Genomic DNA, 16,897 nt, shown 5'->3' on the forward strand with positions numbered 1-16,897 from the left:
CTACGCTGCGTTGTGCGTTTTTTTATATTCAAGGATTCTGTGTTCCACTTCGGGTCTGAAATGGCGCAGTAGTCCCTGAATTGGCCATGCCGCAGCGTCGCCAAGAGCGCAAATCGTATGGCCTTCGATTTGTTTGGTGACTTCCAGCAGTGTATCAATTTCTTCAATTTCCGCCTCACCGGAACAAAGGCGCTCCATCACACGCCACATCCAGCCCGTACCTTCACGGCATGGCGTACACTGACCGCAGCTTTCATGCTTATAAAAGGCTGATAACCTTGTGATCGCCCGAAGCAGATCGGTCGATTTATCCATCACAATCACCGCCGCCGTTCCAAGTCCGGTGCCTTCAGCGCGAAGACTGTCAAAATCCATCAACACGGTATCGCAAACAGATTTCGGGATCATATGAACTGATGAACCACCGGGAATGACAGCCAGCAGATTATCCCATCCACCGCGAATACCGCCGGCATGTTTTTCAATCAGCTCCTTAAGTGGAATCCCCATTTCCTCTTCAACGTTACAGGGTTTATTGACATGACCGGAAATACAGAAAAGTTTTGTTCCGGTATTATTTTCGCGTCCAATCCCCGCAAACCACGACCCGCCACGGCGCAGGATTTCCGGCACCACAGCAATGGATTCAACGTTATTCACTGTGGTCGGACATCCAAACACACCAACATTGGCCGGGAATGGCGGTTTCAGACGCGGCTGACCTTTTTTACCTTCCAGACTTTCGATCAGGGCGGTTTCTTCACCACAAATATAAGCACCAGCCCCACGGTGAACGAACACATCAAAATCATAACCGCTGCCGCAGGCATTCTTGCCTAATAGCCCGGCATCACGGGCTTCTTCAATTGCCTGCTCAAGCACCTTTGCTTCATGTACAAATTCACCACGAATATAAATATAAGCCGCAACCGCACGCATGGCATATCCGGCAATCAGGCAGCCTTCGATAAGCTTATGCGGGTCATGGCGCATGATTTCACGGTCTTTACAGGTGCCCGGCTCCCCCTCATCAGCATTCACAACAAGATAACTTGGGCGACCATCCGATTCTTTTGGCATAAATGACCATTTAAGACCGGTTGGAAACCCGGCGCCGCCGCGACCGCGCAGGCCACTTTCCTTCATTTCATTTATGATACTGTCCCGGTCACGGGCAAGAATTTTTTTTGTACCGTCCCAGTCACCACGCTTTTTAGCCGCTTTCAGGAACGGGCTTTCAAATCCATAGAGATTGGTGAAGATGCGATCTTTATCAGCTAACATTATTCATCTCCCCCGAAGGTTGCACCTTTTGGTGCCATATCTTTAAGTGTTGTCGGTCCGCCAAACGGACAGGATTTGAAGCGGCCATTCTGTGGCCCCGGCTTCACAGCAACGCCGGCTTTTAAATCACGGATAAATTTGCGTGTGCTCTCTTCATCCAGATCTTCATAATATTCTTCTTTATAGGCAATTACCGGCGCATTGACGCAGGCCCCTGCACATTCCACTTCAAGAAGTGTATATTCGCCATCTTCGGTCGTTTCCCCGAAACCGATCCCCAGTTCATCCTTACAGGCTTTGACGACATCATCTGAACCACGAAGCCAGCATGGCGTTGTAGTACAGACCTCAATTACGTGTTTGCCAACGGGTTTAAGATTATACATACTGTAAAAACTGGCGACTTCATGCACCCGGATATAAGGCATTTCAAGAAAATCAGCGATATATTCCATAACAGGAACACTGACCCATCCATTATTCTGCTCCTGAGCACGGTGCAAAAACGGCATCACGCAGCTTTCTTTGCGGTTTTCAGGATATTTTGCCAACTGAGTTTTCGTCCATTCCAGATTTTCAGGCGTAAACTCAAACTTTTCAGCATTTTTGACTTTCACACTCATCGGTCAATTTCTCCGAACACAATATCAAACGAACCGATCATTGCCGGAATATCCGCAAGCATATAGCCTTTGGCAACATGCCCCATAGCGCTCAGATGGGCGTATCCGGGCGCGCGAATATGACAACGGTACGGTTTATTTGTGCCATCTGATACGAGATATACACCAAACTCCCCTTTTGGCGCCTCAACAGCGGCATAGACTTCACCTTCAGGAACCTTAAATCCTTCAGTATATAATTTAAAGTGATGGATTAATGCTTCCATCGACGATTTTATTTCCGCACGTGGTGGCGGTGTTACTTTGCGATCTATGGAAGCAACAGGACCTTCCGGCATTTTTTCGATGCACTGACGCATAATTTTTACTGACTGATACATTTCCTCAATACGGAGAATATAACGGTCATAACAGTCGCCATTTTTGCCGACGATTACGTCAAAATCCAGTTCATTATAGACTTCATATGGCTCCGCACGGCGAATATCCCATGGAATATCACATCCCCGAACCATTGCACCGGTAAATCCGAGCGCGAATGCCTCTTCCGCTGTTACCTTGCCAATATCCACATTACGCTGCTTGAAGATACGGTTTTCAACCACCAGCGTTTCCATATCACTGAGCACTTTTGGGAAAGTGTCACAAAATTCAAGTATTCTTTTATCAAGCCCTGCTGGCATATCCTGATGGACACCGCCGGGGCGGAAATAATTTGCGTGAAGCCGCGCCCCACATACCGCTTCGTAAAATTCCATCAGAATTTCACGTTGCTCAAACCCCCAAAGCATTGGTGTAAGAGCGCCCACATCGGTCGCGTGCGAGCAAATATTCATAAGATGGTTGAGAATACGGCCGATTTCGCTGAACAGCACACGGATATATTGTCCCCTTTTTGGCACTTCAAGACCCATCAGTTTTTCAATCGCAAGACAGAAGGCATGCTCCTGATTCATCGGCGCAACATAGTCAAGACGGTCAAAATAAGGAATTGCCTGCAGATAGGTTTTATGTTCAATCAGCTTCTCGGTTCCACGATGCAGAAGTCCGACATGCGGGTCCGCCCGCTCGACCACTTCGCCATCGAGTTCAAGAATAAGCCGAAGCACGCCATGAGCCGCAGGATGCTGCGGACCAAAGTTTACATTAAAGTTCTTGATATCAACTTCAGCCATGACTTACCCTTTTTTTCCTTCTTCCGCTTTTTCATCACCGGGAAGGATATATTTTGCCCCTTCCCAAGGGCTCATAAAATCAAAAGTCCGGAATTCCTGTGCCAGCTTCACAGGTTCATAAACGACACGCTTCTCTTCTTCGGAATAGCGCACCTCAACATATCCTGTAAGCGGGAAATCCTTACGAAGCGGGTGGCCCTGAAAACCATAATCACTGAGCAGTCGACGAAGGTCAGGATGACCATCAAACATAATGCCGTACATATCCCACGTTTCACGTTCGTACCAGTTGGCAGATGGGAACACCCCAAATACAGAAGGAACCACCGTTTCTTCATCGGTTGTAATTTTAACACGAACACGCTGGTTATGGTGAAGGCTCAGCAGATGATAAACCACATCGAAACGCTCCACGCGTTCCGGATAATCCACACCGCAAACATCGGTCAGCTGCACAAATTTACAATTGGCATCATCACGCAAGAATGTAAGCACATCAACAATATGGTCCCGTTTTGCCCTCACGGTTAGCTCACCGAATGCAACCTTGAAATCAATTACGTTACTGCCGTTTTTATTTATAATATGTTCGCCCAGATCTTTTAAAGCTTCTTCAGAACTCATTTATCTATTCTCCTAGCGCTCAAAAGTTATTGTACGGCGAATCTTCTTCTGCAGCTGAAGAATTCCGTAAAGAAGCGCTTCCGCTGTTGGCGGACAGCCCGGAACATAAACATCGACAGGAACAATCCTGTCACACCCGCGAACAACAGAATATGAATAGTGATAATAGCCACCACCATTTGCACAGGACCCCATCGAAATTACATATCGTGGCTCCGGCATCTGATCATAAACTTTACGCATTGCCGGGGCCATTTTATTGGTCAGTGTTCCGGCAACAATCATCACGTCTGAGTGTCGTGGGCTGCCGCGCGGGGCAAAACCGTAACGCTCGACATCATAACGCGACATGGAGGTGTGCATCATTTCCACAGCACAACAGGCCAGGCCGAAAGTCATCCACCATAATGACCCGGTACGCGCCCAGGCAATGATATCTTCGAGTGAAGTTACAACGAAACCTTTGTCTGCCAGGTCATCCTGTATGGATTTAAAGTAAGCGTCCTGTTCCAACGATGCCATTTCCGCCTGGAGATCCTGAGCTGACATGTCGGTTTTATTTTCTACTCCCATTCAAGAGCTCCTTTTCTCCATTCGTAAATAAAGCCAATGGTAAGAACACCAAGAAATATCATCATTGAAATGAACCCTAACATTCCAATGCTCCCCAAAGCAACCGCCCAGGGAAACAAAAAGGCAACTTCCAAGTCAAAAATAATAAACAGAATTGCAACAAGATAAAACCTGACATCAAACTGTTTTCGCATGTCTGTAAAGGCTTCAAATCCACATTCATATGCCGACAGTTTTTCTGCATCAGGTTTTTGTTTTACCACCAGAATTGGCAGAAGAACAAAAATAGCCGCCATAACAATAGCAATAATAAAGAAAATCAGAATCGGAAGATATTCGAGCAGCAGTTCATTCATTTAGCGCCCCACCCTTCAATTAGCAAATTTGCGACAGTCCTCACCATAAAGACTTGAAATACTGTCAGTTAATCTTCAAGCCTTAAAATTATCAATCCCTTATACCCTGTGATCGTCATAATCACAACCCATACAAGGCAAATTTCCTAGTCCCGTTAATAGCCGCTAGCGATGCAAATTGCCAATAGTTTTTTCAGATAAAATTGCTTTTTATAAAAATTGATGAAGGTGAAAAGATAATGCCTTGAACATAAAGTTTGATGCATCGTATGAAGACGTAAATTTAGGGAATAGTTTTATATTTGGAGAGGCCATTTTTAAAAAATGGCGAGAGTGACGGGACTCGAACCCGCGACCTCTGGCGTGACAGGCCAGCGCTCTAACCAACTGAGCTACACCCCCTTAAAATGCAAACCTGATGTAGGGGATTACCACCATCAAGTCAAGCGGCTTATTTATGTTTTATCGATAATTCGATTCGCTACTTAAGCCATTGTAGCAATTTAAGCTTTTTTCCATGATCATGGTGGGCGATGAGAGACTCGAACTCCCGACATCTTCGGTGTAAACGAAGCGCTCTACCAACTGAGCTAATCGCCCTCAAAACCATAAAAAATACACATGTCTTACCAAGTGTGGATGCATATCTACAGTCTCGCTGATGATATGTAAAGCATTAAAAAAGCGGTTGATAAAAAAAATTACCAACCGCTTTTAAAATAAAATAAAAAATTATTTATTCACAGCGTCTTTAAGAGCTTTACCAGCTTTAAACTTAGGCTGTTTTGATGCTGGAATTTTAATTTTTTCGCCGGTACGTGGGTTACGACCTTCAGAAGCTGCACGTTTTGCAACACTGAAAGTACCAAAACCAACGAAACGCACTTCATCGCCTTTTGCCAATGTATTCATGATAGTGTTAAATACACCGTCTACAGCTTGTGCTGCATCAGCTTTAGAAAGACCAGCTGCTTCCGCAACGCTATTAATTAATTCATTTTTGTTCATTATCTTCCCCTTAATTAAAAGTCATAATAATTGAGATTAACTTCTTCATCTGATGTGATCGAAAGTTGATGCATCTTAGACGGACAAATTTAATTCGTCAAAGGGAAAACCTCACAAATCTGCGGTTTTTTGCATAAAGTTTGCTTGACATTGATTACAAAATGTTTTTTGCGACAAAAAAAACACTCTAAGAATACCTAAGAGTGTTTTTTTAATATTAAATTACAACTTTTGAACAGAAAATGGCCTCTAAAAGTGCCATTTAAAATTTAATGATGCATATGATCCGTATAATTGGAATCACTTTCACCTTTACCGAGCGCAGTGATTCCCTCTATTTCATCTTCACTAAGTGGGATTAGTGGAGAAGCAAGTGCATTTTCCAGAACCTCATCCACTTTTGTCATCGGCACAATATTAAGACCTTTCTTCACATTGTCAGGTATCTCTGCCAGATCTTTTTCATTCTCAATCGGGATCAGAACTTTTTTAATACCACTGCGATGAGCAGCAAGCAGTTTTTCCTTAAGACCGCCAATCGGCATCACCTTCCCTCGAAGGCTGATCTCACCGGTCATCGCCACATCATGGCGAACAGGGATACCCGTTAATACGGAGACCAGTGACGTGATCATTGCCACACCGGCCGATGGACCATCTTTTGGTGTCGCTCCTTCAGGCACATGGATATGGATATCATTTCGTTCGAATGCATTTGGCTGAATTCCAAACTCTGGCGCCTTTGAGCGGACATAACTGAGAGCCGCTTTTATTGATTCCTGCATCACATCACCAAGTTTTCCGGTAATGGTCACTTTTCCTTTACCGCGGGAAACAATGGCTTCTATTGAAAGAATGACACCGCCAACTTCTGTCCAGGCCAGACCGGTGGTCACACCGATCATATCCTGCTGATCAACTTCACCAAAACGGTGTTTTTTAACGCCGGCATATTTTTCAAGATTTTTGACAGTGACCGTAATATTTTTGGCTTTACCCATCACAATCTGTTTCGTGGCTTTACGGATCAGATTGGCAATTTCACGCTCAAGATTACGAACTCCGGCTTCACGGGTATAATATCTAATCAGATCCCTCAAGGCTTTATCAGAAATTGACCATTCATTTTCCTTCAATCCATGATCTTTGATCTGCTTTTTAATCAAATGTCGCTTGGCTATTTCAACCTTCTCATCTTCGGTATAACCGGAAAGGCGGATAATCTCCATCCGGTCAAGAAGCGGACCAGGCATAGAAAGTGTGTTGGCCGTCGTGATAAACATCACGTCTGACAAATCGTAATCCACTTCCAGATAGTGGTCATTAAACTTGCTGTTCTGTTCCGGGTCTAGAACTTCAAGAAGTGCAGATGACGGATCACCGCGGAAGTCAGACCCCATCTTATCAATCTCATCCAGCAGAAACATTGGGTTACTGCTTCCTGCCTTTTTCATGCTCTGAATAACTTTACCCGGCATTGAACCGATATAGGTTCTTCTGTGACCACGGATTTCAGCTTCATCACGAACACCGCCCACTGAAAAACGCACATATTCACGTCCGGTTGCTTTAGCAATGGATTTTCCAAGCGATGTTTTACCAACACCTGGAGGACCGACAAGACAAAGAATTGGACCTTTAATTTTTTTCGTACGGGATTGAACAGCCAGATATTCAAGGATACGTTCCTTAACTTTATGAAGGCCATAATGATCTTCGTTAAGAATTTTCTCTGCTGCTGCAATATCATTTTTAATCGGACGTTTTTTATTCCACGGAATAGAAAGTATCCAGTCCAGATAATTTCTGACCACTGCAGATTCTGCCGACATCGGGCTCATAGATTTAAGTTTCTTAAGCTCAGCCTGGGCTTTTTCCCTTGCTTCTTTAGAAAGCTTTGTCTTTTTAATTCTGGCTTCAATTTCTGAAACCTCATCTTTACCGTCTTCGGTTTCACCAAGCTCTTTCTGAATGGCTTTTAGCTGCTCATTCAAATAATATTCCTTCTGTGTTTTTTCCATCTGGCTCTTTACGCGTCGACGGATTTTCTTTTCCACCTGCATAACGCCAATTTCACTTTCCATAACGGAATATATTTTCTCAAGACGGCTGACAATACTGCGATCTTCCAGAAGTTGCTGCTTATCTGAAATTTTAAGGCTCAAATGGGACGCGACAACATCAGAAAGCTTGCCTTCATCTTCAATCTGGCTGGTTGTTTCAAGAACCTCTGCCGGAATTTTTTTATTCAGCTTTACATATTGATCAAATTTCTCAATGACGGAACGGCTTAACGCTTCGAGTTCATCATCTGCAACATCTTCGGCTTTCACAACCTCTGTTTCCGCCTCAAAAAATTCATTCGTACCGGCAAAGCCTGTTATCTTTACACGTTCAACACCTTCCACCAGAACTTTAACTGTACCATCAGGCAGTTTTAATAATTGCAGTACTGTTGCCAGTGTTCCTATACGGTAAATGTCATCCACATCCGGCTCATCAAGATTTGCGTCTTTCTGCGCAACCAGAAGGATTTTCTTTTCAGAATTCATCACCTGTTCAAGTGCCTTAACCGATTTCTCGCGGCCAACGAAAAGCGGCACGATCATATACGGAAATACGACAATATCTCTAAGTGGTAATACTGGATATGTTTTGCTCATTGGGCATCCAAATCATTTCTAAATTAACTAACTTATATCAGACTTAATATGCCAGTATGACAAATTCAAGGCCGGGCGAAAATAAAACTGGAATTAGGCCCCGGCCCCGGCTTCATCCTGTTTTTTATCAGCATAAATGTAAAGTGGCTGTGCATTTCCGGAAACAACTTCACCGTTAATGACCACTTCACGTACGCCTTCCATGCTCGGAAGTTCAAACATGGTATCAAGAAGAATATCTTCCATAATTGAGCGAAGACCACGAGCCCCTGTTTTTCTTTTAATTGCTCTTTTGGCAATTGCAAGTAACGCATCATCGGTGAAACGAAGCTCAACATCTTCCATAGCGAAGAGACGCTGATATTGTTTAACCAGAGCATTTTTAGGCAGGCTGAGAATTTCCACCAATGCTTCCTCGTCAAGGTCTGTAAGCGTAGCAAGAACAGGTAGTCGACCGATAAATTCAGGGATCAGGCCGAATTTCACCAGGTCCTCAGGTTCTGCCTGCATAAGAAGTGCGCCAACGGATTTTTCATCTTCACTGGAAACATTGGCACCAAAACCGATTGATTTGGATTCATTTCTGTTGGCAATTAATTTATCCAGGCCGGCAAAGGCACCACCACAGATAAAGAGAATATTTGTTGTATCAACCTGCAGAAATTCCTGCTGCGGGTGTTTTCGACCACCTTGTGGCGGGACACTGGCAACAGTACCTTCCATAATTTTTAGTAGTGCCTGCTGAACACCCTCACCTGACACATCACGGGTAATAGACGGATTGTCTGATTTACGGCTGATTTTGTCAACCTCATCAATATAGACAATACCGCGCTGCGCACGTTCCACATTATAATCGGATGCCTGAAGCAGTTTCAAAATGATATTTTCAACATCCTCACCAACATAACCCGCTTCTGTCAGGGCAGTAGCATCGGCCATTGTGAAAGGAACATCAAGTATTCTGGCCAGTGTTTGTGCAAGAAGCGTTTTACCGCAACCTGTTGGCCCAACAAGGAGAATATTTGATTTGGAAAGCTCAATTTCATCATTTTTCTGAGCATGGTTGAGACGTTTGTAGTGATTGTGAACAGCAACTGATAATACTTTTTTGGCAAGATCCTGACCAATAACATAATCTTCAAGTACTTTTCTAATATCGGCCGGTGACGGCACTCCTGAATCTGACTTCGTGATAGATGCCTGTCCTTCTTCACGAATGATATCCATGCAAAGCTCAACACATTCATCACAGATAAAAACGGTTGGTCCCGCGATTAATTTTTTTACTTCATGCTGGCTTTTACCGCAAAATGAACAAAAGAGGGTGCTTTTGCTGTCACCAGTTTTCGATTTAGACATATGGTCAAATTTCCTAAAGTTTATTCTTTAAATACGCGTCCACAGATACTCCAACTTAAAATATTATGAGGAAATATCAATATTAAAAATATTTATATTACAAAATGTGGAAACAATTAATTAACAACATGAAAAAATGTAAGTTTTTTTCAATTTTGCCATAAACTATTTATCATCATCCGAATTAAAAGGACGTTTTTCGTATATTTCGTCAATTAAACCAAATTTTTTCGCGTCTGCAGGGGACATAAAATTATCCCGGTCCATTGCCTTTTCAATATCTGCAATTTTTTGCCCTGTATGATTTACATAAATCTGATTGAGGCGTTTTCTTAAGTCGAGGATTTCTTTTGCCTGTATTTCAATATCAGTGGCCTGCCCCTGTGCCCCACCAGATGGCTGGTGAATCATAATACGACTGTTTGGAAGTGAAAAACGTTGACCGGGCTCACCCGCGGCAAGAAGCAACGATCCCATGGAACAAGCCTGACCGATACAAATCGTTGTCACTTTCGGGCGAATATATTGCATTGTATCGTAAATACCGAGACCTGAAGTCACTATTCCCCCAGGTGAATTAATATAAAAGGCGATATCCTTTTTTGGATTTTCTGCTTCAAGAAACAGTAATTGTGCAGTAATCAGTGCGGAAACACTGTCATTTACCTGTCCTGTCAGAAAAATAATACGCTCTTTTAAAAGCCGTGAGAAAATATCAAATGAACGCTCCCCCCTGCTCGTTTGCTCAATAACCATCGGAACCAGGTTGTTCATCGTCGTATCGATTATATCGTTCATTTAAGCTATCCTTTATTAATTAATAATCTGTTTGAGAGACATTACACTGAAACTCTCATCAAAATATTAATTTTATTTATTTTTGTCAGCTTTTTTTGTTGCAGCTTTTTTAGGGGCTTCCTTTTTGGCTGCTGGCTTCTTGGCAGGGGCTTTTTTTGGCTCTGCCTTTTTTACTTCAGCCTTCTTGGGTGCTTCCTTTTTGGCTACCGGCTTTTTAGCCGCTGGTTTCTTTTTTGATGCTTTTTTCTTTGGTGCATCGTCATCTTCTGCTTCAAGAATGGCGATCATTTCCTCTGAAGAAACTTTCTTCTCAGTAATATTTGCCAGCTCAAGAATGAAATCAACAACCTTTTCTTCATAAAGCGGGGCTTTCATCTGCGCCATTGCATTAGGATCTTTTTGGAAATACTCGAACACCTGCTGTTCCTGTCCAGGATACTTACGGGCTTCCGCAGAAATCGCCCGAGTGAGTTCATCCTGACCGACCTGAATATTGTTTTTGCTTCCAATTTCAGAAAGCAGAAGGCCAAGACGCACACGACGAAGGGCAATAGCTTCATATTCTTCTTTAACTTCATCTGTTGGCTCTTCAACATCTTCCGGCTTTGCTTCCGGATTTTCAGCAAGAAGCTGACGATGGGAATCCATTTTTATCTGTTGCATGATTTGCTGATTTTCCATTTCCAGCATATTTTCAGGCACTTCGAAATCAACTTCATCAGCAAGGGCATCAAGAAGTGCTCGTTTTATATGCGTGCGGCTTAATCCTGCATGCTCATTTTCTATTTGCTTTTCAACAGCTTCTTTAAGACCAGCCAGATCTGCAAGTCCAAGACGTTTGGCAAGCTCGTCATCCACTTTTACTTCAGCGGGCTTTTGAACTTCATTTACGGTAACTTTGAATAATGCCTCTTTTCCTGCAAGATGCTCGGCCTGATATTTTTCAGGAAAGGTGACCACAACATCTTTTTTATCTCCGGCTTTTGTACCGATAAGCTGCTCTTCATAACCAGGGATAAATGTATTTGACCCCAGAACGAGCTGCGCGCCTTCAGCTGCGCCGCCTTCAAACTCAACACCATCTACGGAGCCGACATAATCGATTATGACTGCGTCGCCATTCTCTGCCTTATGGGTTTTTGGTGCTTTTTTATAATCTTTCTGACCAGAAGCGATATTTTTAATAGCGTCATCAACTTGCTTTTTATCAACTTTTACAGTCAAACGTTCGAGTTTAATTTTTTCCAGATTTGGAATTGCAAATTCAGGAATTACTTCAAGTTCAATTTTATAGACAAGATCTTTACCATCATCAAAGGAAACCACTTCAATTCTTGGCTGCGTTGCCGGACGATCGCCTTTTTTCTCCAGAACTTCTGCAGAGGTTTCATTAATGGTTTCTTCCAGAATTTTTCCAAGAAGGTTTTTACCATGAAGTTTTTTGAGAAGTGATACTGGGGCTTTTCCTGGTCTAAAGCCTGGCATTTTCACAGACTTCTGGGCTTCTTTTATTTCGGCATCAACTTTGGCGTCAATTTCCGCAGCCGATATCACAACTTCATATTCCCGTTTAAGACCGTTTTTTTCTTTATCAGTAATCTTCATGGACCAACCGTTCTAATAATAAAGGGACCTTGCAATTACTCACAAAGTCCTTGTTACCTCATTTAATGCTGTGAATTTTTGGTGCGGGTGGAGGGACTTGAACCCCCACGCCGTTAGACACTAGAACCTAAATCTAGCGCGTCTACCAATTTCGCCACACCCGCTATACGCGACCAAAAATGTCACAATTGCTTGCTGAAACGCATTTATAGACAAATATAAATAAAACGCCACAGAAAAATTCAAATTTTTTCAAAAAACTTAGTTTTCACACTCTTGACTGAAAAATTGTTATCCAGAGCCCTTAAAACTAATGGAATAAGCTTCTCCATATCTTCTGAAATCAATCCCCTGCCATATTCATTGGCGCATTGCCCATGAAGCCATACCGATGCACAGGCCGCCTCAAATCCATTCATATTCTGTGCCACCAAGCCCGTTACAATTCCGGACAGCACATCTCCTGAGCCAGCAGTCGCCAGTGTCGGCGGTGCATCTGCAGAAATAACAACCTGCCCTTCCGGTGACGCGATGACTGTGTCCGCTCCTTTATAGATTATGACCGCACCGGAAAGCTTTGCGGCACTTAGCGCTGCAGTAATTTTATCAAGCTTTTTAAGATAAGGAAAAATTCTTGCAAATTCACCGGCATGTGGCGTTAGGACACACTGCCTCGTGGCAGTTTCCTTTATCGCTTCATATAAAACACGCGGGTCATCTTCAAATACTGTAAGGGCATCGGCATCAAGCACAGCATTTTTACCCGCCTTAAGTATATTCAAAACATCATCACGGGTCTGCTTTGTTATTCCTGCAGCCGGCCCTATACACCATGTGTTTAAGCGATGATCTTTTAAATCAGTGGTAATTTCCTCTCTTCTTCTAATCATGACGGATGTCAGATGAGACGCATGAGCCATTAATGCATCATCGGGGCTACTGACGCTCACCAGCCCGGCACCGGACCTGAGTGCTGCCATAGCCGCCAGGCGGCTGGCCCCAGTATGGGTTAAATCCCCGCTAACGACAATGGCATGTCCTTTATTATATTTGTGAATATCAAGTTCGAAATCAGGCATTTTGTCAATCCAGCATTCGGGCGAATTGATAAATATGCCCGGTTCAACCTGTTGAACTATACGATCCGAAATTCCGATATCCGCAATGATTATTTTTCCGCAATATTTTTTTGACGGAAATAATAAATGCGCCGGTTTCATTCGGCAGAAAGTAACAGTAAAATCAGCCCTAATTGCAGAGCCAAGAATTTCGCCAGTATCACCTTTAATCCCGCTTGGAATATCTACAGCAATTTTAAGGGCATTGGCCAAATTAGCCTTATCAACAGTTTCTCTTACTTTATCAGAAAGCTCTCTTGATAATCCTGTGCCAAAAATGGCATCAACAATAACATCCTGATCTGTAAACCTGGCTTCATTTAAAGGTAAAATTTCACCATTCCACAGCTTTGCCATATAATAGGCATCACCCTGCAAACTTTCGACCGATCCTAAAAGGGCAACCGTCACTTTCCAACCAGCATCCAGTAAATGCCTGGCAATAACGAAACCATCCCCCCCATTATTCCCTGGACCGCATAAAATAAGCGCTTTATTGCCAGAGCTGTTTTTCAATATTTCCCGAGTGACTGAAAGTCCTGCCGCTTCCATAAGATCGGCACCACCGCGACCTTGTTTTCCAAGTTCAGCTATAGCAAACTGATCGGCTTGGCTCATCTGGGCAGTGGTTAATATACATTCTTTTTTCATTTGTCATTTTTAGCATCAAAAGATGGCAATTGAAAGAGACAATAAATTAGCACCAATATCGATAAAAGATACAATATATCATAATGTTAACCAGAATTGTTTCCTAAAAAAAATTTACAAATTCTTACACTTATGTTACGGTAATAGTAATAATAACGGGGGTATGGGTATGAGCGAACAATCAATCAGGTTAATAGACTTCGGCAATGCCGTCGGCTCACTTGAGTTTTTTGAAAAAAGACAAAAAATAGTCAGTCATTTTTTTTGCGTCGGGCAACATCTTGAAAAAAATATCGGGGCTTTATCTGACTTCTACACAAAGTGGGAAAATGCCTGCCCGGAAAATAAGCTGGCATCATGGGATAACAAACTATCCGATATCCTTTATGACTGGCATGACAGAATGCGGCTGACCAATATAAGAAGCAAAATCAAAAATTTAAAATCCAGAAGAAGGAGCCCTCCGCGCCCCTCTGTCGACGGAAATCAATATTTTTTGCAGCATTTGGTTAACAATAAACAGAGAAATTCTGAAAAAATATCAAATGACAATGAGAATAATTACTATAACTATTTATCGTATTTATGTAATCATCACTATGCCATAAATATTGCCATGCCGACCAATTATAGTAAGGTAAGCAAACCTCTATTATTTTTGAGTTTACCCCTTGCTGAAAACGGCATAGATGTCACCCATATATTATCCGCCGTAAATCCGCTTTGATATTTTGGTTCTATTTTTGACGTGAAGAAAAATGGGGCGAGTGACCGGATTTGAACCGGCGGCATCCAGAATCACAATCTGGCGCTCTAACCAACTGAGCTACACCCGCCACAACAGGAAAGTGAAGTCCTTTTAAGGTGTAGCATGGAAAGCGTCAAGTAGGATTATAACAAAAATATAATTCTTCTTGATTGACCGGAATTCTGACCTCTTTCATACACATTGCCTATTTTTTAGGCACCTAATGTCTGATAATTAGACATAAAAATTTTTACCCAAATTGAAACTGCCTAAAAAATCTCCTGATTCAGCCATTTAAAATAATTGGCACGGTTAATGCTTATAGAGAGGGAAATAAATTTAAAATCTGAATTTTAAAGACTGAAAAATATTATGAAAAAAATAGAAGCCATTATCAAACCCTTTAAACTTGATGAAGTTAAGGAAGCACTCCATGAGGTGGGGCTTAGCGGGATTACAGTGATTGAAGCAAAAGGGTTTGGCCGTCAGAAAGGCCATACCGAGCTTTATCGCGGCGCTGAATATGTTGTTGACTTTCTGCCTAAGGTAAAAATTGAAATTATCCTTGAAGACAAATTAGTTGAACGTGCAGTTGAGGCAATTCAGCAGGCTGCAAGAACAGGGCGAATTGGCGATGGGAAAATCTTCATAAGCAATATTGAAGAAGCCATACGTATCAGAACCGGTGAAACCGGTGAAGAAGCTATATAGAAAAACTAACCACAATTATTAACTTTAATGAACTAGGAAAAAAAATGTCAGACGTAAAAAAAGTTCTCGATCTTATTAAAGACGAAGAGATTGAATATGTGGATCTCCGCTTTACTGATCCAAAAGGAAAATTATTTCACTTAAGCATGTGTGCAGATGTCATTGAAGAAGACACATTTGAAGAAGGTATCATGTTTGATGGATCATCAGTAAAAGGCTGGAAATCCATTAATGAGAGCGACATGATCCTAAAACTCGATCCTTCAACAGTTTTTCTTGATCCTTTTTATGACCAGCCAACACTGGCAATTTTCTGCTCAATCGTAGAGCCTGCAACAGGTGAAGGCTATGGTCGTGACCCACGCTCCACTGCTGAACGTGCTGAAGCCTATCTTAAGTTTTCAGGCATTGGTGATGTCGCCTATTTTGGTCCGGAGCCTGAATTCTTCATGTTTGATGATGTAAAATATAATGTTGATTATGCTAGTGCCGGCTACTCACTTGATGATGATCAAACACCAATGAAATCTGCACGAACGATTGAAGATGGTAATAAAGCCCACCGTGCTGGAATTACAGGCAACTATTTTGCAATGGAACCTTATGACAGATGTCAGGATATTCGTAGTGAAATGGTCACTTTGATGAAAGAATGTGGTCTTCCTATGGACAAACACCATCAGGAAGTTGCCCCTTCACAGCATGAACTTGGGCTGACTTTTGGAACACTCGTACAAACTGCAGAACGGGTACAAATATACAAATATGTTGCCCATCAGGTTGCAAGAGCATACGGCAAAACGGCGACATTTATGCCTAAACCGATTGCTCAGGACAATGGTTCAGGAATGCACGTGCATATGTCAATCTGGAAAGATGGCAAACCACTCTTCGCCGGTAACAGCTATGCTGATCTTTCAGAAACATGTCTTTATTATATTGGTGGTATCATTAAACATGCTAAAGCCATTAACGCATTCACCAATCCTTCGACAAACAGCTATAAGCGTTTGGTACCGGGATTTGAAGCACCTGTACTGCTTGCTTATTCTGCACGTAACCGCTCTGCTTCCTGCCGAATTCCATATTCAGCAAGTCCAAAAGGCAAGCGTGTTGAAGTTCGTTTCCCAGATCCGACAGCCAATCCTTACCTTGCCTTCTCTGCTCTGATGATGGCTGGTCTTGATGGTATTGAAAATAAAATCCATCCTGGTGATGCTATGGATAAAGACCTATACCATCTTCCACCAGAAGAATTAAAAGAAGTTCCACGTGTTGCAGCTTCCCTGGCTGAAGCCCTTGATGCCCTGGATGCTGACCGTGAATTTCTTAAAAAAGGCGATGTGTTTACCGATGATCAGATCGATGCCTATATCGAACTTAAGAAAGACGATATTCAAAGACTTGACATGACACCACACCCAGTTGAATTTGAAATGTATTATTCTTCATAATCGTTTCTGAACATTAAATCCGGAAAGCCCATGTTTTTCTAACATGGGCTTTCTTTTTTTGTCCAACCACCCATTAACCATTATGCAATATTATATAGTCATAATGGAAAATAGTTGTATGAAGTTGAAATGAGTGGATAAATA

15 protein-coding genes and 4 tRNA genes are annotated in these 16,897 nt (G+C 42.5%); 3 read left to right on the plus strand and 16 right to left on the minus strand.

Features of this window, described 5'->3' with window-relative positions:
* From nuoF to R3D86_02120, 15 genes are all read right to left on the minus strand, one after another.
* The gene (gene nuoF, locus R3D86_02050) at positions 1 to 1,284 is read right to left on the minus strand and encodes an NADH-quinone oxidoreductase subunit NuoF (protein ID MEZ5756987.1); all 1,284 of its coding nucleotides are present in this window, start codon (positions 1,282 to 1,284) and stop codon (positions 1 to 3) included.
* Complete coding sequence (gene nuoE, locus R3D86_02055; GenBank protein MEZ5756988.1) at positions 1,284 to 1,907, minus strand: NADH-quinone oxidoreductase subunit NuoE; 624 nt, start codon at positions 1,905 to 1,907, stop codon at positions 1,284 to 1,286. Before nuoE ends, nuoF begins: the two co-directional genes overlap by 1 nt.
* A complete protein-coding gene (locus R3D86_02060) occupies positions 1,904 to 3,082 on the minus strand; it encodes an NADH-quinone oxidoreductase subunit D (protein ID MEZ5756989.1) in 1,179 nt (392 codons plus the stop codon). The genes nuoE and R3D86_02060 overlap by 4 nt, the downstream gene beginning before the upstream one ends.
* A 3-nt stretch (positions 3,083 to 3,085) precedes the next feature.
* Positions 3,086 to 3,706: an NADH-quinone oxidoreductase subunit C gene (locus R3D86_02065; GenBank protein MEZ5756990.1), complete on the minus strand. Its 621-nt coding sequence runs from the start codon at positions 3,704 to 3,706 to the stop codon at positions 3,086 to 3,088.
* A 12-nt stretch (positions 3,707 to 3,718) separates the two neighbouring features.
* A complete protein-coding gene (locus R3D86_02070) occupies positions 3,719 to 4,279 on the minus strand; it encodes an NADH-quinone oxidoreductase subunit B family protein (protein MEZ5756991.1) in 561 nt (186 codons plus the stop codon).
* Positions 4,270 to 4,635, minus strand: a complete 366-nt coding sequence (locus tag R3D86_02075) for an NADH-quinone oxidoreductase subunit A (protein MEZ5756992.1) — start codon at positions 4,633 to 4,635, stop codon at positions 4,270 to 4,272. The genes R3D86_02070 and R3D86_02075 overlap by 10 nt, the downstream gene beginning before the upstream one ends.
* A 325-nt stretch (positions 4,636 to 4,960) precedes the next feature.
* A tRNA-Asp gene (locus R3D86_02080) sits at positions 4,961 to 5,037 on the minus strand.
* A 122-nt stretch (positions 5,038 to 5,159) separates the two neighbouring features.
* A tRNA-Val gene (locus R3D86_02085) sits at positions 5,160 to 5,235 on the minus strand.
* Positions 5,236 to 5,367: 132 nt separating this feature from the next.
* Positions 5,368 to 5,643, minus strand: coding sequence for an HU family DNA-binding protein (locus R3D86_02090; protein MEZ5756993.1), 276 nt, complete (start codon positions 5,641 to 5,643; stop codon positions 5,368 to 5,370).
* 269 nt (positions 5,644 to 5,912) lie between these two features.
* The gene (gene lon / locus R3D86_02095; GenBank protein MEZ5756994.1) at positions 5,913 to 8,306 is read right to left on the minus strand and encodes an endopeptidase La; all 2,394 of its coding nucleotides are present in this window, start codon (positions 8,304 to 8,306) and stop codon (positions 5,913 to 5,915) included.
* Positions 8,307 to 8,399: 93 nt separating this feature from the next.
* On the minus strand, positions 8,400 to 9,668 hold the full coding sequence (gene clpX / locus R3D86_02100) for an ATP-dependent Clp protease ATP-binding subunit ClpX (protein MEZ5756995.1): 1,269 nt from the start codon (positions 9,666 to 9,668) through the stop codon (positions 8,400 to 8,402).
* A gap of 165 nt (positions 9,669 to 9,833) precedes the next feature.
* Positions 9,834 to 10,466, minus strand: a complete 633-nt coding sequence (clpP, locus tag R3D86_02105; GenBank protein ID MEZ5756996.1) for an ATP-dependent Clp endopeptidase proteolytic subunit ClpP — start codon at positions 10,464 to 10,466, stop codon at positions 9,834 to 9,836.
* A 72-nt stretch (positions 10,467 to 10,538) separates the two neighbouring features.
* Entirely contained in the window at positions 10,539 to 12,071 is a 1,533-nt protein-coding gene (tig, locus tag R3D86_02110) for a trigger factor (GenBank protein ID MEZ5756997.1), read from the minus strand.
* Positions 12,072 to 12,150: 79 nt separating this feature from the next.
* Positions 12,151 to 12,235, minus strand: a tRNA-Leu gene (locus R3D86_02115).
* Positions 12,236 to 12,313: 78 nt separating this feature from the next.
* Positions 12,314 to 13,840: an NAD(P)H-hydrate dehydratase gene (locus tag R3D86_02120; GenBank protein ID MEZ5756998.1), complete on the minus strand. Its 1,527-nt coding sequence runs from the start codon at positions 13,838 to 13,840 to the stop codon at positions 12,314 to 12,316.
* A 169-nt stretch (positions 13,841 to 14,009) separates the two neighbouring features.
* Between R3D86_02120 and R3D86_02125 the strand changes: the two genes are divergently transcribed.
* Entirely contained in the window at positions 14,010 to 14,567 is a 558-nt protein-coding gene (locus R3D86_02125; protein MEZ5756999.1) for a hypothetical protein, read from the plus strand.
* Between the two features lie 32 nt (positions 14,568 to 14,599).
* Here R3D86_02125 and R3D86_02130 read toward each other — a convergent pair.
* A tRNA-His gene (locus tag R3D86_02130) sits at positions 14,600 to 14,676 on the minus strand.
* 284 nt (positions 14,677 to 14,960) lie between these two features.
* On the opposite strand from R3D86_02130, the gene R3D86_02135 reads away from it, so the two are divergent.
* Both R3D86_02135 and glnA read left to right on the plus strand, forming a co-directional pair.
* Entirely contained in the window at positions 14,961 to 15,299 is a 339-nt protein-coding gene (locus R3D86_02135) for a P-II family nitrogen regulator (protein MEZ5757000.1), read from the plus strand.
* A 44-nt stretch (positions 15,300 to 15,343) separates the two neighbouring features.
* Entirely contained in the window at positions 15,344 to 16,753 is a 1,410-nt protein-coding gene (glnA, locus tag R3D86_02140; protein MEZ5757001.1) for a type I glutamate--ammonia ligase, read from the plus strand.
* Positions 16,754 to 16,897 lie beyond the last annotated feature (144 nt).

This window comes from Emcibacteraceae bacterium, from assembly GCA_041396985.1.
GTDB lineage: Bacteria > Pseudomonadota > Alphaproteobacteria > Sphingomonadales > Emcibacteraceae > Pseudemcibacter.

Bases quoted from the DNA above. Each gene is read 5' to 3' on its own strand.
- clpP (MEZ5756996.1), bottom strand. From the start codon at position 10,466: ATGAACGATATAATCGATACGACGATGAACAACCTGGTTCCGATGGTT.
- R3D86_02125 (MEZ5756999.1), top strand. From the start codon at position 14,010: ATGAGCGAACAATCAATCAGGTTAATAGACTTCGGCAATGCCGTCGGC.
- glnA (MEZ5757001.1), top strand. From the start codon at position 15,344: ATGTCAGACGTAAAAAAAGTTCTCGATCTTATTAAAGACGAAGAGATT.
- R3D86_02060 (MEZ5756989.1), bottom strand. From the start codon at position 3,082: ATGGCTGAAGTTGATATCAAGAACTTTAATGTAAACTTTGGTCCGCAG.
- clpX (MEZ5756995.1), bottom strand. From the start codon at position 9,668: ATGTCTAAATCGAAAACTGGTGACAGCAAAAGCACCCTCTTTTGTTCA.
- R3D86_02070 (MEZ5756991.1), bottom strand. From the start codon at position 4,279: ATGGGAGTAGAAAATAAAACCGACATGTCAGCTCAGGATCTCCAGGCG.
- tig (MEZ5756997.1), bottom strand. From the start codon at position 12,071: ATGAAGATTACTGATAAAGAAAAAAACGGTCTTAAACGGGAATATGAA.
- lon (MEZ5756994.1), bottom strand. From the start codon at position 8,306: ATGAGCAAAACATATCCAGTATTACCACTTAGAGATATTGTCGTATTT.
- R3D86_02090 (MEZ5756993.1), bottom strand. From the start codon at position 5,643: ATGAACAAAAATGAATTAATTAATAGCGTTGCGGAAGCAGCTGGTCTT.
- R3D86_02120 (MEZ5756998.1), bottom strand. From the start codon at position 13,840: ATGAAAAAAGAATGTATATTAACCACTGCCCAGATGAGCCAAGCCGAT.
- R3D86_02065 (MEZ5756990.1), bottom strand. From the start codon at position 3,706: ATGAGTTCTGAAGAAGCTTTAAAAGATCTGGGCGAACATATTATAAAT.
- R3D86_02075 (MEZ5756992.1), bottom strand. From the start codon at position 4,635: ATGAATGAACTGCTGCTCGAATATCTTCCGATTCTGATTTTCTTTATT.
- nuoF (MEZ5756987.1), bottom strand. From the start codon at position 1,284: ATGTTAGCTGATAAAGATCGCATCTTCACCAATCTCTATGGATTTGAA.
- R3D86_02135 (MEZ5757000.1), top strand. From the start codon at position 14,961: ATGAAAAAAATAGAAGCCATTATCAAACCCTTTAAACTTGATGAAGTT.
- nuoE (MEZ5756988.1), bottom strand. From the start codon at position 1,907: ATGAGTGTGAAAGTCAAAAATGCTGAAAAGTTTGAGTTTACGCCTGAA.